Source organism: Falsiroseomonas tokyonensis (assembly GCF_019024325.1).
Classification (GTDB): Bacteria; Pseudomonadota; Alphaproteobacteria; order Acetobacterales; family Acetobacteraceae; genus Falsiroseomonas; species Falsiroseomonas tokyonensis.
The window spans coordinates 715,271-735,132 of the sequence record NZ_JAFNJS010000002.1 but is presented as its reverse complement, the minus strand read 5'-3'; the positions used below and the strand labels follow the sequence as shown (position 1 = coordinate 735,132).

Annotated in this window: 16 protein-coding genes; 8 read left to right on the top strand and 8 right to left on the bottom strand. The window is 69.8% G+C overall.

Annotated elements, in window-relative coordinates; genetic code table 11:
- Positions 1–3: 3 nt before the first annotated feature.
- Positions 4–1,875: a sulfate adenylyltransferase subunit CysN gene (gene cysN / locus J3S20_RS09665; protein WP_216836219.1), complete on the bottom strand. Its 1,872-nt coding sequence runs from the start codon at positions 1,873–1,875 to the stop codon at positions 4–6.
- A 116-nt stretch (positions 1,876–1,991) separates the two neighbouring features.
- On the opposite strand from cysN, the gene cysQ reads away from it, so the two are divergent.
- Positions 1,992–2,777, top strand: a complete 786-nt coding sequence (cysQ, locus tag J3S20_RS09660) for a 3'(2'),5'-bisphosphate nucleotidase CysQ (RefSeq protein WP_216836218.1) — start codon at positions 1,992–1,994, stop codon at positions 2,775–2,777.
- Here the strand turns inward: cysQ and J3S20_RS09655 are convergent.
- Both J3S20_RS09655 and J3S20_RS09650 read right to left on the bottom strand, forming a co-directional pair.
- Entirely contained in the window at positions 2,774–3,643 is an 870-nt protein-coding gene (locus J3S20_RS09655) for a beta-1,6-N-acetylglucosaminyltransferase (RefSeq protein WP_216836217.1), read from the bottom strand. The two genes, cysQ and J3S20_RS09655, sit on opposite strands and share 4 nt — an antisense overlap.
- A gap of 12 nt (positions 3,644–3,655) precedes the next feature.
- Entirely contained in the window at positions 3,656–4,513 is an 858-nt protein-coding gene (locus tag J3S20_RS09650) for a polysaccharide pyruvyl transferase family protein (protein WP_216836216.1), read from the bottom strand.
- 288 nt (positions 4,514–4,801) lie between these two features.
- On the opposite strand from J3S20_RS09650, the gene J3S20_RS09645 reads away from it, so the two are divergent.
- The 5 genes from J3S20_RS09645 (at position 4,802) to J3S20_RS09625 (ending at position 10,957) form a co-directional block, all read left to right on the top strand.
- Positions 4,802–5,875 (top strand): polysaccharide pyruvyl transferase family protein, encoded by a 1,074-nt coding sequence (locus J3S20_RS09645; RefSeq protein ID WP_216836215.1) that lies wholly within the window; start codon positions 4,802–4,804, stop codon positions 5,873–5,875.
- 134 nt (positions 5,876–6,009) lie between these two features.
- Positions 6,010–7,521: a hypothetical protein gene (locus J3S20_RS09640; protein WP_216836214.1), complete on the top strand. Its 1,512-nt coding sequence runs from the start codon at positions 6,010–6,012 to the stop codon at positions 7,519–7,521.
- Positions 7,514–8,794, top strand: coding sequence for a glycosyltransferase (locus tag J3S20_RS09635; RefSeq protein WP_216836213.1), 1,281 nt, complete (start codon positions 7,514–7,516; stop codon positions 8,792–8,794). Before J3S20_RS09640 ends, J3S20_RS09635 begins: the two co-directional genes overlap by 8 nt.
- A gap of 20 nt (positions 8,795–8,814) precedes the next feature.
- Positions 8,815–9,873 (top strand): glycosyltransferase, encoded by a 1,059-nt coding sequence (locus J3S20_RS31105; protein WP_216836212.1) that lies wholly within the window; start codon positions 8,815–8,817, stop codon positions 9,871–9,873.
- 154 nt (positions 9,874–10,027) lie between these two features.
- Complete coding sequence (locus J3S20_RS09625; RefSeq protein WP_216836211.1) at positions 10,028–10,957, top strand: alpha/beta fold hydrolase; 930 nt, start codon at positions 10,028–10,030, stop codon at positions 10,955–10,957.
- Positions 10,958–11,017: 60 nt separating this feature from the next.
- On the opposite strand, the gene J3S20_RS09620 is transcribed toward J3S20_RS09625, so the two are convergent.
- From J3S20_RS09620 to dnaE, 3 genes are all read right to left on the bottom strand, one after another.
- On the bottom strand, positions 11,018–12,181 hold the full coding sequence (locus J3S20_RS09620) for a hypothetical protein (protein ID WP_216836210.1): 1,164 nt from the start codon (positions 12,179–12,181) through the stop codon (positions 11,018–11,020).
- Positions 12,181–12,915, bottom strand: a complete 735-nt coding sequence (locus J3S20_RS09615; RefSeq protein WP_216836209.1) for a hypothetical protein — start codon at positions 12,913–12,915, stop codon at positions 12,181–12,183. Before J3S20_RS09615 ends, J3S20_RS09620 begins: the two co-directional genes overlap by 1 nt.
- Positions 12,916–12,997: 82 nt before the next feature.
- Positions 12,998–16,444: a DNA polymerase III subunit alpha gene (gene dnaE, locus J3S20_RS09610; protein WP_216836208.1), complete on the bottom strand. Its 3,447-nt coding sequence runs from the start codon at positions 16,442–16,444 to the stop codon at positions 12,998–13,000.
- Here dnaE and J3S20_RS09605 point away from each other — a divergent pair.
- Positions 16,443–16,688, top strand: coding sequence for a cytidine/deoxycytidylate deaminase family protein (locus tag J3S20_RS09605; protein WP_246602526.1), 246 nt, complete (start codon positions 16,443–16,445; stop codon positions 16,686–16,688). The genes dnaE and J3S20_RS09605 overlap by 2 nt on opposite strands.
- Positions 16,689–16,958: 270 nt before the next feature.
- Complete coding sequence (locus tag J3S20_RS09600) at positions 16,959–17,861, top strand: class I SAM-dependent methyltransferase (RefSeq protein ID WP_216836207.1); 903 nt, start codon at positions 16,959–16,961, stop codon at positions 17,859–17,861.
- Between the two features lie 4 nt (positions 17,862–17,865).
- Here the strand turns inward: J3S20_RS09600 and J3S20_RS09595 are convergent, their stop codons facing one another.
- The gene (locus tag J3S20_RS09595) at positions 17,866–18,561 is read right to left on the bottom strand and encodes an ABC transporter ATP-binding protein (protein WP_216836206.1); all 696 of its coding nucleotides are present in this window, start codon (positions 18,559–18,561) and stop codon (positions 17,866–17,868) included.
- A gap of 48 nt (positions 18,562–18,609) precedes the next feature.
- A complete protein-coding gene (locus J3S20_RS09590) occupies positions 18,610–19,860 on the bottom strand; it encodes a lipoprotein-releasing ABC transporter permease subunit (RefSeq protein WP_216836205.1) in 1,251 nt (416 codons plus the stop codon).
- Positions 19,861–19,862 lie beyond the last annotated feature (2 nt).

Genomic DNA, 19,862 nt, shown 5'->3' with positions numbered 1-19,862 from the left:
GGTTCAGCCGGCCAGCACGCGTCGCAGATGCGCCAGCACCTGAGCCGCCGCTTCCTCCGGCGTCAGGCCGGGCGTGGCGATGCGCAGCTCGGGCGCTTCGGGTGCCTCATAGGGGCTGCTGATGCCGGTGAAATTGCGGATCGTGCCGGCCAGCGCCTTGGCGTAGAGACCCTTGGGGTCGCGCCTGATGCAGTCCTCGATCGGCGTGTCGACGAAGACCTCGATGAACTCGCCCGCGCCCATCATCTCCCGCACCATCTGCCGCTCGGCGCGGAAGGGCGAGATGAAGGAGCAGATGACGATCAGCCCGGCATCGACGAACAGCTTCGCGACTTCGCCGACGCGGCGGATGTTCTCGACACGGTCGGCATCGGTGAAGCCGAGGTCGCGGTTCAGCCCGTGGCGCAGATTGTCGCCGTCCAGCGTATAGGTGTGCCGGCCCTCCGCATGCAGCGCCTGTTCGACCAGCTTGGCGATGGTGGACTTGCCGGAGCCGGACAGGCCGGTGAACCACAGCGCCAGCGGCTTCTGATGGTCCAGCGCCGCACGGGCGGCCTTGTCGACCAAAAATTCCTCGGTGTGGATATTGGTGGCGCGGCGCAGGCTGAAGGCGACCATGCCGGCGCCGGCGGTGCGGTTGCTGAAGCGGTCCACCAGCACGAAGGCGCCGGTCTGCCGGTTCTCTGCATAGGGGTCGAGCGGCACGCGCTGGGCGGCCGAGAGGTTGCAGAAGCCGATCTCGTTGAGATCGAGGCGCCGCGCCGCCTGATGCTCCAGCGTATTCACATCGACACGGTGGCGGATGGAGGTGACGGAGACCGGCGTCCAGAGATTGCCGGAGCGCATCAGGTATTGCCGCCCGGGCAGCAGCGGTTCCTCGTCCATCCACAGGATGTGGGCCGCGAACTGGTCCGTCACGGCCGGGCGTTCCGCGGGCGGGGCGAGGACATCGCCGCGCGCCACATCCACCTCCTCCGCCAGGCAGAGGGTCACGGCATCGCCCGCGACGGCGGCGGGCTGGTCGCCATCCGGGCCCAGGATGCGGGAAACCGTGGTCGTCTTGCCGGAGGCCGCGACCACCACTGGATCGCCCTGGCCGATGCGGCCGGAGGCGACGGTGCCGGAAAATCCGCGAAAATCCTGGTTCGGCCGGTTCACCCATTGCACGGGGAAGCGGAAGGGCCGCGCCGCCGCCTCAGCCTCCGGCTCCACCTGTTCCAGATGCGCCACCAGCGTCGGGCCGCGATACCAGGGCGTATTGCCGGAGGCGGTGGAGACATTGTCGCCGAAGCGGGCGGAGACCGGGATGGGCGTGAGCGTATGGAAGCCCAGCCCGGCGGCGAAGGTGGCAAAATCGCCGGTGATGCGGTCGAAGACGGCCTGCTCGAACCCCACCAGGTCGATCTTGTTCACGGCCAGCACGACATGCCGGATGCCGAGGAGCGAGCAGATATAGGCGTGGCGCCGCGTCTGCGTCAGCACGCCGCGCCGCGCATCGCACAGGATGATGGCGAGATCGGAATTGGAGGCGCCCGTCGCCATGTTGCGCGTGTACTGCTCATGCCCCGGCGTATCGGCGACGATGAAGCTGCGGCGGGGCGTGGCGAAGAAGCGGTAGGCGACGTCGATGGTGATGCCCTGCTGGCGCTCCGCCTCCAGCCCATCGACCAGCAAGGCGAGGTCCACCTCCTCCCCCACCGTGCCGTGCTTGCGGCTGTCCTTGGTAATGGCCGCGAGCGTGTCCTCCATGATCAGGCGGCTGTCGAAGAGCAGCCGGCCGATCAGGGTGGATTTGCCGTCATCGACGGAGCCGCAGGTCAGGAAGCGCAGCAGGCCGCGGCTCGGCGGGATGGCGTCGTGGCGGTGGCTGTCCATGGCGGTCCGTCCGGCTCCTGGCGCGCGTGGCGGTTGGCCCTGCTTGCCTTTCGGCTATCCCATGACCACCCTCGGCCGGGCAAGATGCGCCGAACTCCTTCAGGGACCCCGCTGGAATGATCGACTACGGCCCCCTCCTGGCGCGCCTCTCCGCCATTGCCGCCGAGGCCGGGCAGCGCATCGTGGAGATCCGCGCCCGGCCGCATGACGTGGTGGCCAAGGCGGATGGCTCGCCGCTGACCGAGGCGGATCTGGCGGCGGAGGCGGTGATCGCGGCCGCCCTGCCCGCCGCGGCGCCCGGCATCGCCGTGGTGTCCGAGGAGGATGCGGCGCGCGTCGCCCCGCCCCCGGGGGCGACCTTCCTTCTGGTGGACCCGCTGGACGGCACGCGGGAATTCCTGGGGCCTTCCGGCGAATTCACGGTGAACATCGCGCTGATCGAGGCCGGGCGGCCGAGCGGCGGCGTAGTCTATGCGCCGGCACTTGGCCGGATCTGGCGCGGCGCCGTGGGCCTGGGGGCGGAGATGGCGGCGCTGCCGCCGGGCGCCGATCCGAAGCGCGTCGCCTGGCGGCCGATCCGCGCCCGGCCGCGCCCGGCGGCGGATTGGACCGCGGTGGCCAGCCGGTCGCATATGGACCCGGAGACCGAGGCCTATTTGGCGCGGCTGCCGATCGGCGAGCATCGCGCCATCGGGTCTTCCCTGAAATTCTGCCTGCTGGCGGAGGGGGTGGCGGATGTCTATCCGCGCTTCGGCCCAACCATGGAATGGGACACCGCCGCCGGCCAGGCGGTGCTGGAGGCCGCCGGCGGGCGGGTGGAGACGCCGGAGGGGGCGCCCTTCGTCTATGGCAAGGCGGGGGCCGGCTTCCGGAATGGGCCCTTCATCGCCTGGGGGGGCTAGGTCTCGGCGTCCAGCAGGTCCAGCAGCTCGGCCGATTCCTCGGCCACCTTGCGGACGAAGGGTTTGTTCGAGGCGCGCAGGTCGACGATCTGCTCCGGCAGCAGGAAGACGAAGGGGCGCGGCTTGGTGTCCCAGCGGATATGCAGCGGGCCATCGGTGCGCTTCTTCGGATCGGCCACCGCCTTCATGAAGGCGGTCTGGAAGAAGCTCTCGTCCGGAATCGCTGAATAGCGGAAGTGCTGGATGAAATCGGGGTTGGCCTGCAGGAAGGCCTCGATCTGGTCCAGCGCATCGCGGGTCAGGGACCACCACTGGCTGCCGAGATGGACCGGCGTGCGCTGCAGGAATTCCGTGCGGGTCTGCAGCAGCCCGATCGCCGCCAGCAGGTCCGGCACATCGGCGGGCGTCAGGTAGCGATCGGTGAAATGCGACTTCAGCACGCCGATCACCGTATCCGGCACATAGATCCGCTCCGTCCGGCTGCGCCTTGCATCGCGGGTCACGGGCCGGGCGGAAATCGCCTCGGTGGAGGAGGCCAGGAATTCGCGCATCCGCCCATCGGGGAAGATCGGGTAGCTGTCGCCGGACAGCAGGGTGATGCGGTGATAGGGCTTGGCGGCGCGCATTTCCGCCAGCAGGGCCAGCGTCGCCTCCACCATGGCGAAGGAGCCCCAGCGGATATCGAAGCGGCGCCGCGCCAGGTGCAGCCGGCCGGGCAGGCCCTCGATGTCCTGGGGAAGGAAATCCTCCAGCCCCACCTTGGCATCGACATGCAGGTAGACGTCGCCGAGGCGCAGCAGACGGCGGATCAGGCGCTGGCCGACCTGCGGCGCGCGATGCGCCAGGACGGCGAAACCGAACTCCATCACCGGATCCCTTCAGCCCGCCGCGGCAAAGGACACCGTCGGGAAGTGGTGCCGCAGGCTGTGGCGCCAGACGCCCAGGTTCTTGCCATAGCTGTTGTCGTGCAGCGTGCAGTCCTTGCCCAGCAGGGCCGCGCCGATGCCGACATGCAGGCGGTCCGAGACGATGGGCGGGGCGGTGCGGATCATCTCCAGGAAGCACCAGGCGGAGATCTCCGCCTTGCCCGGCCAGGTGCCCAGCGCAAAGATGGCCGAGATATCGGCATCCGCGCCGCCGATCGATCCCGCGCGCTCCACGTCGCGGCGGGCGAAGAAGACCTTCTCCTTCGCCTGCAGCGCGGCGAGGTCGACCTTGCGGGCGGCCAGCGCCTCCTCGAAGGCGGGTTGGAAGCGCAGGGCGGCATCGCTCGCGTGCAGCAGACGGTCCACATCCGTGTGGAAGGCCATGTCGTGGCCCAGCAGCACGCGGGCCTTGGTCGCGGTTTCGGAGGCGTGGCGATAGCTTTCCACGTCGCGGGCGATCAGCGTGACATTGCTGCCCATCCGCTGCAGCAGGTCCTCATTGCCGCGGATGGTGTGCGGCAGCAGGATGATCTCCCGCGCCGTGTCCAGAAAGGTCTCGAAGGCCTTGCGGATGGTGCCATAGGCCGGGATGAAGTTGCCGCCGCCGCCCAGCAGCACCGTCTCCCCATCCACCTTGGCGCCATTGCCCACCGCCTTGTACCGCACGCTCATCCGATCCAGGCAGTGCATGGTCGCCAGGTTGATCAGCGAATCCCCGGCATTGCCGGTGTTCGGCATGAACAGGACCGAGCGATTGCGCAGCGGCCGCAGGACCTCCTCCACAAGCATGCGATGGAAGGCGTGGGACATCGTGTTCCTGATCCTGGGTGGTTCGAGGGTGGATCATGGGTGGCGTTGCGGCCGACCTGCAGCCGCCTGCGGGCCCGGTCGTGGGCGGGCGAAGGCTAGCTTGCCCGCGGCTGTCAGCCAAGCAGGCGGGTTGCCGGGGCATGACGCTCCATCCATCCTCAGCTTTACGGGAATCGCCCGCTTCGCCATGATGAAGCTTCGCGCGCTTGCGCAGAGGTGTCCGGTCCGAAGACACAGCGGGTTCTCGTCGAAACAGGCTGTCTGCAGCCGCGATCCACTGGGTGATGGATGACTGAAGGCGCCGGCGTCATTGGAACAGGGACGATCTACCGCCCTTTCCGCCCGGACAATACGGGCAATATCCTGCACGCCGTGGCGGCCCGCCGGCTGCTTCAAAACCATACCGACCTGCCCACGACCCGCCTCTGGTCCGAGAAGGAGACCGAGAAGGCAAGGTCGATGACGCATATCGTCGTTGTCATGGCCAATGCCATCCGCCTGGGCGAGACGGAGGGCGGTCTGTCCGCGCATCATGACATCATGGCGCAGAACCTGGCCCGGACGAACCAGCCGGTGGTCGTCTTCGGCCTCGGCGCCCAGGCGGCGGCAGGGCGGGAAGTCGCCATGACCATGCCGGAACCCACGCTGCGCCTGCTGCGGATCATCGCGGACCGGTCGCAACGCATCGCGGTGCGCGGCGCCTTCACGGCGGAGGTGCTGGAGAAGTTCGGCATCAAGAAGGCCGCCGTGCTCGGCTGCCAGTCCTGCTTCATCAGCCTGACGCCGAAATTCCCGCATGCCTTGAACCGGCCGCTGAAGCAGGGTTCGCGCGTCGCCTTCAACTATACCTCGATCAGCCGCGAGGCGCCGCTGGTGAAATGGGCGGTCGAGCAGGAGCTCGACATGGTCGGCCAGCAGGAAGGCTACGAGGAACTACTGAAGGCGGACCAGCCGCCGCCGGCCGATGCGAAGATGGAGCGTTTTTACTCGACCCAGGGCATCCCGGCCGAGACATACGCCGCCTATTGCAGGACGCATTTCCACAAGTTCTTCGAACAGGACAGCTGGCTGGCGCATATGGCCCGCTACGACTTCAGCACCGGCAGCCGCTTCCACGGCAATATGGCGGCGCTGCAGGCCGGGGTCCCGGCGCTCTGGATGACCCACGACCGGCGGACGCAGGAATTGTGCGAACTCCTGAAGCTGCCCTCCATGCCGCTGGAGGACGCGATTCGGATCCGTGACCTGGCCACGCTGCGCGCCGCGGCGGACTATTCGGGCTTCCTCTCCGCCTATCCGGCGCGCTACGCGCAGTTCAAGGCCTATCTGGACGAATCGGGCCTGCCACACCGGCTGGCCTAGTCCCCAGGCGGCAGCGGCGTGGCCCGCACCGGCCTTTTCCACCCGCGGCGGTTGACAGGCCCCGCCGGAGTCCGTTTGACCGCGCCGGGCTCGCGAAACACCGATGGGCGGATGCGCCCGGCAGGAGGGTTTGGGTGGTTGGCCCGGTTGAGGACGACGTGCAGCTAGGCCTGGATGCCATCGCCCCGATGCCCGGCGGACGCGCTCTCGCGCTCGGCTGGGTGCGCGCGCCGGAGGTTCAGGGCGCGGCCCTGGTGGTGCAGGCCGCGGGCCCCTGCCCCATCGAACACGCCACCTTCCACCCGAGGCCGGACCTGGCGGCCGCCCAGGACTCCCCGCCTGCCCATGGCTTCGCCCTGCTGCTGGCCGGCCTGCCGGCGGAGGGGCGGCTGGTGCTGCAGGCCGGGGACCGGCGGGCCGAGCAGCCGCTGCAGGCGGAAGGCGACCTGGCCGCGCTGCTGGCCGCCCGGCCGATGCAGGCGGGCTTCGCCCTGCTCCAGGACTGCGCCGCCAGCCCCACCCTGCACCCCCTGCTGGCCCAGGGCCCGCGCCCCTTCGGCCTGCTGGCGGACTGGATCGCACGGCTGATCCCGGCGCGCGGCAAGGTGGTGGAGGATGCGCCGGGGCTGGAGGAGGCGGAGACGCTGACCTCGCTGGCCGGGGAGGTGATGGTGGTGGTGCGCGGCAGCGCCGCCTTCGCGCGGGAGGCGCTGCTGGAGGCGGTGCCGCTGGGCCTGCTGCCCGATGCCACCACCGGCCGCACGGAAGCCGTCGCCCTGCCGCTGCTGGACTGGCAGGCGGTGGCGCTGCCGCAGGCGCTGATCGGCTATGGCCGGATCGACCCCGCCTGGCTGGACCGCCTGGCGGTGCTCGACCTGGTGCTGCAGGTGCAGCCCTGGGGCGAGGAGGCGCATTGGCTGCGCTGCCGACCGCGCGCCGCCACCGTGCCGGACCTGCTGGACGCGGTCTGCCGCACCACCCCCTTCGCCGAGCCCAGCGAGGCCGCCGGCGCGGCCGCGCTCGCCCAGCTCCGCCTGCTGCTGGCGCGGCGAGAGGCCGCCTTCGGGCCGCTGCTGACCCTGCTGGCCGCGCAGCGCCCCGCACCCGATGCCGGCGGCCACCTGCCCCGGCTCGGCCTGATCCTGGCGGCGGACGATCCGGTGGCGGCGCGGCTGTTCCAGGTGACGGCGACGGAATTCGAAGGGCGCTGCGACCGGCTGCTGGTGATGGGCGATGCGGCGGAAGCAGTGGCCGAGGCCTTCGCGCGCCGCGGCCGCCTGCCCGTCCTGGTGGGGGCGGAGGCGGTGCAGGCGCTGCGCGAGGCCGCGGGCCGCGCCGGCGTGCTGGCGGTGGAGGCGCCGCGCTTTGCCGAGGCGGTGGCGCGCGGCCGCCCGGCCGAGGCCTTCTCCCAGCCCCTCGGCCCGGCCGATCTCGCGCGGCTTTTGGCGCTGCACGGCGCGGCCGGCTGCGAGGCCGCGCTGTCCGATACGCTGGCGCGGCTGCTGCGCCTGCAGCGCCTGCGCGCCGGGGAGCCAGCCTTCCTGCCGGTGCAGCGTGGCTGGAGCAGCCCGCATGCGGCGGAGCTGGTGAACGCGCATCTGGCGCGGCTCTGGACCTCTGGCCAGGCGGAGATGGCGCATGGCTGAGCGCGACAAGGTCTGCATCATCGCCCATTCGCACCCCGAATTCTCCAAGGGCGGCGGCGAGCTGGCGGCCCATCGGCAGTTCGAGACGATGCGCGATGCCGGCCGCGACGTCATCTTCGTCGGTGCCTGCGAGGTCGGCACCCAGTATGCCGAGACTCGCCAGATCGAGACGGTGATGCCCTTCGGGGACCGTGAATACGTCTTCTCCTTCGCCGGGATGGCGGAGGACAAGCTGGCCTGGGAGGATGCCTTCCAGCGCCGCGTGCTGGTGGATTTCCTGGCCGGCCTCGATTGCGATGTCTATCACTTCCACCACTACTGGCGGCTCGGCGCCGATCTGATCGACGAGCTGATGGAAGCGCGGCCGGATGCGCGCTTCGTCATGACGCTGCATGAAATGCTGGCGATCTGCCTGCATCACGGCCAGATGGTGAAGACCCGGGCGCGGGAGCTCTGCCGGCGCGAATCGCCGCTGCGCTGCCTGGCCTGCTTCCCGGACCAGACGCTGGAGCGCTTCGCCTATCGCAAGGCGACGCTGCTTTCGGTGCTGTCGCGCTTCGACAGCGTGATCCACCCCAGCGAATTCATCCGCGCCCGCTACCGCGACTGGGGCCTGACGCGGCCGCGCGACCCGGTGGTGGAGAACTACCTGGGCGACGCCATGCTGGCGCGGCCGCGCCGGACCGCGGACCCGGAGGTAATGGCGCATCGCTTCGGCTTCTTCGGCCAGCCGACCTCCTTCAAGGGGCTGGACGTGCTGCTGCGCGCCTTGCCCATGGCGCTGCGCGGCAACCCGGACATCGTGCTGACCATCTTCGGCGCGGAGCGCGAGGATGTGCTGCGCCTGTTCCCGACGCTGGAGCCGATGGTGGAGGCCGCCGGCCCCAGCCTGACCTTCGCCGGCCGCTACGACCCGCTGGATGCGGTGGAGCTGATGGGCTCGGTCGGCTGGGTGGTGGTGCCCAGCATCTGGTGGGAGAATTCGCCGGTGGTGATCCAGGAGGCGCGCCGCGCCGGCACGCCGCTGATCGTCTCCGACATCGGCGGCATGGCGGAGAAGGTGCGACCCGGCCTGGATGGCCTGCATTTCAAGCGCGCGGCGCCGGTGGACCTGGCGCGGGTGATGGTGGATGCCGCCAACCCCGCTTTGCGTGCGGCCTGCGGCGCCAGCCTGCGGGATGTGATGGGGCGCGCGGAATTCCTGGCGGCGCTGGATGCGGCCTATGCGCCGCGCCAGGGTTACTCGCCGGAGATGAGGCGGGCGGCGGAGTGACAGGCGGAGTGACCAGCGGCGTGACCAGCAGCACAGTGGAGGCGAAGGGCGTACAGCGCGTCGCGATCCTGATGTCCCATTCCAGCCGCGCCATGGGTGGCGCGCGGCGGGACATCATCCTGGCGCGCGCGCTGCGCGCGCGGGGCATCGATGCGCGGATGTTCCGCATGCATCCCGGCCCTGAGACGGAGCGGGAGCTGCTGATGGACAGCGTGCCCGGCACCTTCTGCCCCTCGGACGATCCAAAGCTTGCCGTGCATCGCCAGACCAGCGCGGCGCTGCGCGCGGAGATCGCAGCCTTCGCGCCGGATGCGATCCTCTACAAGGGCCTCGGCTACGACGTGAACGCGGATGTCCAGGCGGCGCTGCCCTCGGGCACAAAGATCGGCCTGGTGATCGGCGGCGGCGTGAAGGACCCGCTGGTGCCGCAGGCCAGCCTGGTGCTCGGCGAGTATCCGGAGCAGATGCAGCAGCACTTCCCCGATCTGTTCAAGGCGAAGCGCGCGTTGGTGCTGCCGAAGTATATCGACCTGACCGCCGTCGGCGACGGCCGCCCGGTGCCGCGGCGGGAGGCGCTGCACGACATCGCCAATGTCGGCAATTTCGGCGAGACGCGGAAGAACCAGGGCGTGCTGCTGCCCTTTGCCGACCGGCATCGCGTGGTGCTGATCGGCGCCGGCCCGCTGCTGGCGCCGCTGCAGAAGGCGCATGGCGACAATCCCAACCTGACCCTGGCCGGCCACCTGCCGCAGCCCAAAGTCTTCGAGGTCCTGCGCAAGTCGCGCATCATGGTGCATACCTCGACCATGGATGGCCTGCCGCGCGCGACGGTGGAGGGCATGGCCTGCGGCCTGCCGGTGATCGCCTTCCAGAAGACGATCAGCGGCGGCATCCCGCCCGCGGCCGGCCTGCTCGTCTCCGAGGCCGGGCTGCCCCATGCGGTGGAACTGCTGCTGGCCGATGACGGCATGCGCATGCGCATGGGCCGCGCCGCGCGCCGCTATGTGGAGCGCAACCACGGCAAGGCGGCGATCGAGGCCTGCGCGGGGGAAGTGATCCGGCTGCTGTCGGACGCCTGACCGGCATTCGCCGGGGGCCTGACCGGCATCCGCCGGGGGCTGACCGGCATCCGCCGGGGGCTGACCGGCATCCGCCGGGGGCTGACCGGCATCCGCCGGGGGGGGGCTTGACCCGCCCCTGCGCCGGGCGAACCCTGGCCATGGAGGAAAAGCCATGGACCAGGATCCGCCGAGCCGCCATGCCGCCGCGCTGATGCCTGGCTTCCGCTACCGGCGCATCCGCACCTCCGGCGCCGAAATCCTGGCCGCGATCGGCGGCGCCGGCCCGCCCCTGCTGCTGATCCACGGCAACCCCTTGACCCATGTCAGCTGGCACCGCGTGGCCGGCGAGCTGACGCGGCGCTTCACCGTGGTGGCGATGGACCTGCGCGGCTATGGCGACAGCAGCAAGCCCGAGGGCGGGGCCGACCACGCCGCCTATTCCTTCCGCGCCATGGCGCAGGACGGGGTGGAGGTGATGCAGGCGCTGGGCTTCGCCCGCTTCGGCGTCGCCGGTCACGACCGCGGCGCGCGCGTCGCCTTCCGCATGGCGCTGGATCATCCCGCGGCGGTCTCCGCCCTGGCTTCGCTCGACATCGTGCCGACCTGGCACCTGCTGTCCAACATCACCCTGGGCTGGGGGCTGGAGAGCTACCACTGGTTCTTCATGGCGCAGAAGGCGCCCTTCCCCGAGAAGCTGCTCTGCGCCGACCTCGGCTACTACATCGACTACAAGCTGAACAAGAAGGGCGTCGGGCTTTCCATCTTCGCGCCGGAGGCCTTCGCCGAATACAAGCGCTGCACGACGCCGGAGCAGGTGCATGCGGTCTGCGAGGATTACCGCGCCACGGTGACGCTGGACTACGAGATGGACCGCGCCGATTTCGGCCAGCGGACCATCGCCTGCCCGGTGCTGGTTCTGTGGGGCAGCAACAGCCATGTCGGCCGGCACCTGGCGGTGATGGAGGCCTGGCGCCCCTGGGCGCCGGACCTGCGCGGCTGGGCGATCCCGACCGGGCATTACCCGGCGGAGCAGCGGCCGGACCTGGTGCTGGGCGCCTTCCTGCCCTTCTTCAGCGGGGAGGAGCCGGTGGAGGCGGGGTAGCGCCCGCCCCCACCCGGCCGCTGCGCGGCCACCCTCCCCCGTAAACGGGAGAGGGAGGCTTCAGCCTCGTTCCTTCGCCCGCGCCTGGGCCAGGTCCCAGGGCAATTGGAAAAAGATCTCGTCCCAGCCCCAGAACTGGCGCAGCGAGGTGCGCAGCGCATTCGGCGGCAGCACCGGCCGGCGGCCGTCCGGCGCGGTCACCGCCACGACCGGCGCCAGCAGGTCGCGCCAGAAATCGGCGGAGAGCCAGGCATCCACCACGCTGGCATGCCGCCCCGGCGACAGGTCCGCGCGGCGCGGCGCGATGGTCATGGGCGGGGTGCCGAGGAACACGCCCTCCTTCCCGAAGAAGCGCGCCTCCGCCACCACGGAGGAGGAGACGCCCACCACGGTGCGGATCGCGTCCTGCGCAAGCAGCACATAGGCATTCTCCCGCGTCTCCCGGATCCGGGACAGCGGCAGGCCGACATGGTGCAGGCCGAAGCCATCCGGGTTGTAGGGGTGCGGCTTGAACAGGACGGGGGCTTCCGGCCCCAGCACCGCATGCAGCGCCGGGCCGAAATGCGACAGGTCCAGCAGCCTGCCCTGGCGGATCAGCGCGCGGTCCACCTGAGTCTGGCCGACCAGCAGGCAGGCGGTCTCGATCGGCCGGTGCGGCGGCATCTTCACCGCGGTGGCCGCCAGCAGATCCGCCCAGGGCTCGAAGACATGGTCCTCGGCATGGTGCGGCAGCAGGCGGGCCAGGATCTCTGGGTGGTCGGTCTGGATGGCGAACAGCACGTCCGGGCCGAAGCGATAGGGGTGGATGTTCACGTCCAGCCAGGGGATGCCGGCGAGCGTCAGCAGGCGCTTCTGCAGCTCCGTCAGCTCGAACCCCACCACGGCGGCCGCGCCGGCGAAGGGCGCGGCCAGCCGTGCCGCGGCCTCCCGCGGCAGGTCCATGGCATCGAAGACCGCGACCCAGCCCTCCACATCCGGCGTGACACCGGCGGCGGCGTAGAAGCCGGGGGTGTCGAAGCCCAGCACATCGCTGCCCGGCGGGGCGATGCCCGGCTCGTCCCAGAGCAGCGCCTGCACCGGCAGGCCGGTCGCCCGGGCCAGAGACCGGCGCACCAGACGGTGGAACCACAGGATATTGCCGTTCTGGGACGACTTGAACAGCTTGTCCTGCGGCCGCAGCAGGTCGCCGGTGACGACGATGCGCGGCGCTGTAGCCTGCAACATCAGGCGGCGCGCTCGATCCGCAGCCAACCCAGGCCGAGCCCCAGCGCGCGGGTGTCGCGCAGCGGGCCGGTGGCCGGGTCGGTGAAGCGATCGCCGGCCAGCAGCAGCGTGATGCGCGACCCGGCCGGCAGCTCCGGCAGCATGGCGATCGCCTCGCAGGTGGCCACCGCGCCATCCTGGGACAGCAGGCGGAGGTCGAGCTTCAGCCCATCCAGGAAGACCTCCTGCGCCGCCAGGTCCAGCGGCATGCCGAAGGGCGTGCGCAGCGCCAGCGTGACGCGCAGCGCGCCACCGCCCAGCGCCGGCAGCTGCACGGTGGCCTGGCGCGCGAGGCCCGACCAGCGCAGCGCGCCATCCTCCGTGACCTCGGCCGGATACCAGCCGAAGCCGGCGAAGCGGTCCGAGGCCACGTCGAAGGATACTGGTCCGGCTTCCGGCGAAGCTTCGGGGCCGGCTGCGGCGGCACGGCGCGCGGCGGGGATGAAAGGCAGCGGGTCGATCCGCATGCGCTCCGCGCGCGACAGGGCATCGGCCTCCCGCAGCTGGGACAGGGCCTCCACCCGGGCCGAGAGGCGCGCGATTTCCTCCACCAGGAATTCGCCGAAGACCCGCGCCTCCGGATCAAGTCTTTCCAGGAAGGGGCCCGCCATCTCCCGCATCCGGGTGGCCTGGGCGTGCTGCAGCCCCGCCTCGATCAGCGCCGCGGCGCGTCGGTCGGGGGACAGGTCGAGCAAGGGATGATGGCCGTGCGACAGATCAGGCCCCCTCCTGCGGGCGGATGATTTCTAGCCGAGGCGGCGCATCGCGGCGAGAGGGCTACAGTTCCGCCACATCCGCGACGCCCGGGATCACCTTCATCGCCTGCATCAGCCGGGGCGAGAGGTTGAAGCGCTGCGGCAGCACGATCTCCACCTCCTGCCCCGGGCCGGTGACGGAGACCAGGCGCACCTCGCCGCGTCCCTTGCCTTCCCGGTCCAACATGGCGCGGATGGGGTCCACGGCGGCGGTCTGGTCGAGCCAGAGGCGGATGCCCTGGCCCATGCCCTGGGCCACGCGTTCCAGCGGCTCCGCCTCCATCGCCGTCAGCCGCACCGTGTCGCCGTCCAGCCGCACCTCGGTGGTGACCAGCAGGGCCGTTCCTTCGGCCAGCATGCCATCGGCGCGGGCCAGGCTCTCGCTGAAGAAGGTGACCTCGAAGCTGCCCTCGGCATCGCTGAAGCGGATCCAGGCCATCTTGTTGCCGGACTTGGTGCGGCCGGACTTCACCGCGACCACCGTGCCCGCCAGCTTCAACCGCCCCGAGCCGCCGCGCGCGCGATCCGCGATGCGGGAAGACGGCACGGCGCCGAGCTTGGCGAGCACGCGCTTGTAGGTATCGAGAGGGTGGGCCGAGAGGTGGAAGCCCACCGCATCGGCCTCGTAGCCCAGTTTTTCGAGTTCCGGCCAATCCTGCACCTCGGCCAGGCGCAACGGCGGGGGCGCGGTCTCGGCGCCGAACATGTCCCGCGTCGGGTTCGCCCGCCGCTCGCCGGCTTCCTGCGCGGCGCGCAGCACCTGTTCCACGCCCTGCACCATGCGGGCGCGGTTCGGCTCCAGGCTGTCGAAGGCGCCGGCCTTGGCCAGGTTCTCCAGCTGCATCTTGTTCAGGTGCTTGGGGTCCACGCGGCCCGCGAAATCGGACAGCGAGGCGAAGGGCGCGGTGGCGTCGCGCTGCGCCACCAGGTCCTTCATGGCGGCGAGGCCGACGCGCTTCACTGCGGCCAGCGCAAAGCGGATCGCCGGCGTGCCGTCTTCCTTCGCCTCGATGCGGAATTCGGCGCCGCTGCGGTTGATGTCCGGCGGCAGCACGACGATGCCGAGCCGCGAGGCCTCCTGCATATGCCCTGCCAGCTTGTCCGTATTGCCGAGGTCCAGCGACATGGAGGCGGCGAGGAAGGCAACCGGGTGGTTCGCCTTCAGCCAGGCGGTCTGGTAGCTGACGAGCGCGTAGGCTGCGGCGTGCGACTTGTTGAAGCCGTATTCGGCGAACTTCTCCATCAGGTCGAAGATCTCGCCGGCCTTTGCATCGGGCACGCCGTTCTTCGTGGCGCCCTCGACGAAGATCTTGCGCTGGGCCTCCATCTCGGATCGGATCTTCTTGCCCATGGCGCGGCGCAGCAGGTCGGCGCCGCCCAGCGTATAGCCGGCCAGCTCCTGGCTGATCTGCATGACCTGCTCCTGGTAGACCAGGATGCCGTAGGTCTCATCCACGATCGCCGCCATCTTCGGATGGGGCGCCGCCCAGGGCTCGCCATGCTTGCGCTGGCAATAGGCGGGAATGTTCGCCATCGGGCCCGGGCGATACAGCGACACCGCCGCGATCAGATCCTCGAAGCGGTCGGGACGCATCATGCGCAAACAGTCGCGCATGCCCTGGCCTTCGAACTGGAACACGCCCGCCGCATCGCCGCGCGCCAGCATCGCGTAGGTCTTGGCGTCATCCAGCGGGATGCGATCGAGGTCGATCGTGACCCCCTGCCCCGCCAGCAGCTGCACGGCACGCTGCAGGACGGTGAGCGTCTTGAGGCCCAGGAAGTCGAACTTCACCAGGCTCGCCTGCTCGACGTATTTCATCGAGTACTGGGTGATGAGGTCCGGGCTGCGCGGGTCGCGATAGAGCGGGACGATATCGACCAGCGGGCGCCGGCCAATCACCACGCCGGCGGCGTGGGTGGAGGCGTTGCGGTACAGCCCCTCCAGCTCCTGCGCCACTTCCAGAAGGCGGTGCACCTGTTCGTCGCTGCGCTGCATCTCCTGCAGCTTCGGCTCGCCCTCGATCGCCTGCGCCAGCGTCACGGGTTTCGCCGGGTTGAAGGGAATCAGGCTGGCGATGCGGTCCACCTGGCCATAGGGCAGGCCCATGACGCGGCCGACATCGCGCACCGCCGCCTTGGCCTGCAGCTTGCCGAAGGTGATGATCTGCGCGACGCGATCCTCGCCATATTCGCGGCGGACATAGTCGATGACCTCGTCGCGCCGGTCCTGGCAGAAGTCGATGTCGAAGTCCGGCATCGAGACGCGCTCGGGGTTCAGGAAGCGCTCGAAGAGCAGGCCCCAGCGCATCGGGTCGAGGTCCGTGATCAGCAGCGCCCAGGCTGCGACGGAGCCGGCGCCAGATCCACGGCCAGGCCCCACCGGAATGCCCTGCTGCTTCGCCCATTGGATGAAGTCGGCGACGATCAGGAAGTAGCCGGAAAAGCCCATCTTCTCGATGACCGAGAGTTCGTAGGCCAGGCGTTCCCGGTAGGGCGCGCGGGCCTCCTCCGCCAGGCCCAGCACGTCGAGCCGCCCTTCGAGGCCCTGCTTCGCCATGGCGAAGACGGTCTCGGCCTCCGTCATGCCCTCCATCACCTTGGGGCAGATGGGCAGTTCCGGCTTCTTCGATTCCGCCATTACGGCGCAGCGACGCGCGATGGCCAGCGTATTGTCGCAGGCCTCCGGCAGGTCGGCGAAGAGCGCGCGCATTGCCTCGCTGGATTTGAAGAAATGCTCGGCGGTGACGCGGCGGCGGTCGGGTTCCGCGATCACGCGGCCTTCGGCAATGCAGAGCAGCGCGTCATGCGCGGCATGCATCGAGGCCTCGGCGAAATAGACATCGTTGGTGGCGACGATGGGCAGGCTCGCCTCATCGGCCAGCGACAGCAGCCCGGCCTCCACCATCTTCTCCTGCGCCAGGCCGTGGCGCTGGAGTTCCACCACCAAATCGTCCTGGCCGAAGATCTCCCTCAGCTGCGCCAGCAGCTTCGCCGCCGCATCCCGCCGGCCTTCCGCCAGCAGCCGGCCGAGCGGGCCGAGCGTGCCACCGGTGAGCAGGATGATGCCGGCTTGATGCGCCGCCAGCGTCTCCAGCCCGATGCAGGGCATGCCCGAGACGTCGCTGCCGAGATAGCCGGCCGAGGAGAGGCGCTGGAGGTTGTCCAGCCCCTGCGCATCCCGCGCCAGGGCCACGACCGGGTCCGGCCGGTGCCGCGCCGGGTCGCCGCCGCGCCCTGCCTCATCTGTGACAGCGCGGCCGAGGAAAAGCTGGCAGCCGATGATCGGCTGGATGCCTTTGCTGGTGCAGGCCTGGGAGAATTCGAGGGCGCCGAACAGGTTCCCCGAATCGGTCAGCGCCACCGCCGGCATCCCCGCCGCCCGCGCCAGGGCCGGCAACTTGTCGGCCTTGATGGCGCCCTCGCTGAGGGAATAGGCGGAATGGGTGTGCAGGTGGATGAAGGGGCGCATGGCCCCTCCCTACCACGCGCCCGAGAGCCATGGCATGGCGGATGACGAAACCCTTCTACGCCAGGCAATTATGCTCTCGGCCGAGGTGCATGCCGCCGGCCAGCACCCCTACGCTGCGCTGCTGGCCGATTCGGGGGGCCGCGTGCTGATGGAGCAGGGCAATGGCTTCGCGCCCTACGGCGACGGCATCGCCCATGCCGAGCGCCGCTCGCCACCCGTGCCCGCCTGGAACTGCCGCCAGTAGTGCTTTAGACCTGCCCTACCGTGAGGTTTTCGCCGCCGGCCGGCGACGCATCAAGGTCGTGGGCCCGCTGTTGGAAGAGGCGGCGGAGATCCCGCATCGCGGCGCCCGGTAACCCAGCTTGCACACGCCCCGGCCGGCGCGGCATCATGCGCCGGCATCGAGGGAAACCGCCTGTGCACAGCATCGGCAGCCTGCATTTCTACAACAACATGATCGTGGTGGAGAAAGCGCCCTACCGCGAGCCCTGGCGACGGATCCTGTAGTCCTTCCATGACCCGGGACTTCGCCTTCATCATCGACCGCAAGACGCAGCGGAACGGTTCCGCGCATCTGCGGGGCCGCCAGCTTTCACAGCTTTTTGCCGAGGTCGCGGCCGATTACGACCGCACCGTGCGCTTCGGCTTTGCCGACGAACCGGTGCGCGATGCGATCGCCATCGTCAACAAGACGGCGCTCATGCAATCAGATCGCGACCTGGGGCAGCGGCTGAAGCAGGCGGGCTGCGTGGTGCTGATGGACTTCATCGACGGCCCGCTGGTGCCCGCCATCACGGCACAGGCGGATGCCTTCATCGCCTGTTCCGCGCTGCAAAGCCGGCACCTGCGCGCGGCCTTTCCGGGCCAGCCCGTCGTGCACATCCCGCACCACGTGGACCTCGACATCCCCGCCACACCCAGCCAGTGGGACCGCTTCGCCTGCGGCTATTTCGGCAATGTCGACAACGCCGCGCATCTGGCGGCGCTGCAGGAAGCAGGGGCGCTGACGGTCTGGGAGGCCAAGACCACCAACAAGAATGGCTGGTACCAGGCGCTGCCGGATTTCAACCTACACTATGCCTTCCGGCCGCGCCGCATGTGGGGCGCCGGCTTCAAGCCTTTCACCAAGGGCTTCGTCGCCGCCCATGTCGGCGCCGTGATCCTGGTGGCCGAATCGGATGAGGAAGCGACGGAGTTGCTGGGCGCCGATTACCCGCTGCGGCTGCCCGACGCCACGGATGCGAAGGCGATGCAGGCCAGACTGGGCGACCTGGCCGCGCGCTTCGGCGATGCCGACTGGCAGCTGGCAAGGCAACGCATGCAGCGGCTGAAGGTGATCTCCTCCGCCGACTACATCCGCCACCTGATCCGGGCGCAGTTCTTCGAGGACAGCGCCCTGTCCGACCTGCTGCGCTGAGCCGCTAACCCGACACCACCTTACCGTCCCGAAGCGTCACGACCCGGTCCATGCGCCGCGCCAGATCCGGGTTGTGGGTCGCGATCAGCGCCGCCATCCCCTGCCCGCGCACCGCCTCCAGCAGCTCCGCGAAGACGCGGTCGCTGGTAACGACATCGAGATTGCCGGTCGGCTCATCCGCCAGCAGCACGCGCGGCCTGTTGGCGAGTGCGCGGGCGATGGCGACGCGCTGCTGCTCGCCGCCCGAGAGCTTGCCGGGGCGATGATCCTCCCGCCCCGCCAGGCCGAAATCGGCCAGCAGCGCGCGGGCGCGCGTATCGGCCGCGGCCTTGGCCACGCCATTGGCCATCTGCGGCAGGGCGATGTTCTCGATGGCGGAGAATTCGGGAAGCAGGTGGTGGAACTGGTAGACGAAGCCGATGCCGGTGCGGCGGATGGCGGTGCGCGCATCGTCACCCAGCGTGCCGGCGGCCTGGCCGGCGAAAAAGACCTCCCCCGCATCCGGCTTTTCCAGCAGGCCGGCTAGGTGCAGCAGGGTGGACTTGCCGGTGCCGGAAGGCGCGACGAGCGCCACGATCTCGCCGGCGACGAGGGTGAGTTCGGCGCCGGTCAGCACCTCCAGCACACCCGCTTCCGTCTTGAAGCGGCGGGTGACGGCGCGCAGTTCGAGGGGGACGGGATCGTTGGCGCTGCGATTCACGCTCTGCTCCTCGGGCCTGCGGCCCTGCGGTGCGCCGCGATCGCAGCGCTACTCATTGCGCAGCGCCACCACGGGGTCCGTCTTGGCCGCGCGCCAGCTGGGATAGATGGTCGCCAGCAGCGACAGGCCGAGGCCCATGCCGACCACCTGCATCACCTCCTTCGGGTCCACCACGGCGGGCAGCCGCGTCAGGAAATAGACCTCGGCGTTGAACAGCTCGGTGCCCGACAGGGACTGGATCGCCTGGCGGATCGCCTCGATGTTCAGGCAGAAAACGAGGCCCACGGTGAAGCCGATCAGCGTGCCCAGCACGCCGACGCTGGCACCGCACAGCAGGAAGACGCGCAGGATGGCGCCGCGCGTGGCGCCCATGGTGCGCAGCACGGCGATATCCCGCCCCTTGTCCTTCACCAGCATGATCAGCGAGCTGACGATGTTGAAGGCGGCGACGAGGATGATGAGGGTAAGGATCAGGAACATCACGTTCCGCTCCACCTGCACCGCGGCGAAGAAGCTGGAATTCGCGTCCTGCCAGTCGACGATGCGAACGGGCGTGTTCTGCAGCGCCGCGCGGATTTCCCGCGTCACCGCGCGCACGCCGGTGGGGTCGCTGACGAAGACCTCGATCTGGGTGGCGGCATCGCCTGTTTGGAAGAAGGTCTGCGCGGCCGGCATCGGCAGGAAGACGAAGCTGCTGTCGTATTCCTGCATGCCCACCTGGAACAGCGCCACCACGGTATAGGCGCGCACCCGCGGCACGGTGCCGAAGACCGTGGTGCGGCCCTGCGGCGAGACCAGCGTCAGCTTGTCGCCGATGCCGATGCGCAGCTTCTGCGCCAGCCGCGTGCCGATGACGATGGAATCATCACCCTCGAATCGCGCCAGCGAGCCTTCCATGATGTTCTGGGCCACCAGGCCGCGGGCGCGCAGATCCTCCGGCTTGATGCCGCGCGCGAGGCCGCCGGAGGCGCCGCCCTGCTCGCTGGTCAGCAGCACCTGACCCTCGATGATCGGCGTGGCGGAGACCACGCCGGGCAGTCCGCGGATGCGCCCGGCCACCGCATCGTAGTCGCTGATCGGCCGCTCGATGCCATGCACGCCGAGATGGCCGTTGAGGCCCAGGATGCGGCCCAGCAGCTCGATCCGGAATCCGTTCATCACCGACATCACGATGATCAGCGTGGCCACGCCCAGCGCGATGCCGACGAGGGAGAAGATCGCGATAACGGAGACGAAACGCTCGCCCTTGCGGGCGCGCAGATAGCGAAAGGCGATGGCGCGTTCGAAGGCGTTGAACATGC

Excerpts from the sequence above, each read along its gene's own strand:
- J3S20_RS09590 (WP_216836205.1), bottom strand. The coding sequence starts at position 19,860 with ATGTTCAACGCCTTCGAACGCGCCATCGCCTTTCGCTATCTGCGCGCC.
- cysQ (WP_216836218.1), top strand. The coding sequence starts at position 1,992 with ATGATCGACTACGGCCCCCTCCTGGCGCGCCTCTCCGCCATTGCCGCC.
- J3S20_RS09655 (WP_216836217.1), bottom strand. The coding sequence starts at position 3,643 with ATGGAGTTCGGTTTCGCCGTCCTGGCGCATCGCGCGCCGCAGGTCGGC.
- J3S20_RS09650 (WP_216836216.1), bottom strand. The coding sequence starts at position 4,513 with ATGTCCCACGCCTTCCATCGCATGCTTGTGGAGGAGGTCCTGCGGCCG.
- J3S20_RS09635 (WP_216836213.1), top strand. The coding sequence starts at position 7,514 with ATGGCTGAGCGCGACAAGGTCTGCATCATCGCCCATTCGCACCCCGAA.
- J3S20_RS09645 (WP_216836215.1), top strand. The coding sequence starts at position 4,802 with ATGACTGAAGGCGCCGGCGTCATTGGAACAGGGACGATCTACCGCCCT.
- J3S20_RS09620 (WP_216836210.1), bottom strand. The coding sequence starts at position 12,181 with ATGTTGCAGGCTACAGCGCCGCGCATCGTCGTCACCGGCGACCTGCTG.
- J3S20_RS09625 (WP_216836211.1), top strand. The coding sequence starts at position 10,028 with ATGGACCAGGATCCGCCGAGCCGCCATGCCGCCGCGCTGATGCCTGGC.
- J3S20_RS09600 (WP_216836207.1), top strand. The coding sequence starts at position 16,959 with ATGACCCGGGACTTCGCCTTCATCATCGACCGCAAGACGCAGCGGAAC.
- dnaE (WP_216836208.1), bottom strand. The coding sequence starts at position 16,444 with ATGCGCCCCTTCATCCACCTGCACACCCATTCCGCCTATTCCCTCAGC.
- J3S20_RS09605 (WP_246602526.1), top strand. The coding sequence starts at position 16,443 with ATGGCCCCTCCCTACCACGCGCCCGAGAGCCATGGCATGGCGGATGAC.
- cysN (WP_216836219.1), bottom strand. The coding sequence starts at position 1,875 with ATGGACAGCCACCGCCACGACGCCATCCCGCCGAGCCGCGGCCTGCTG.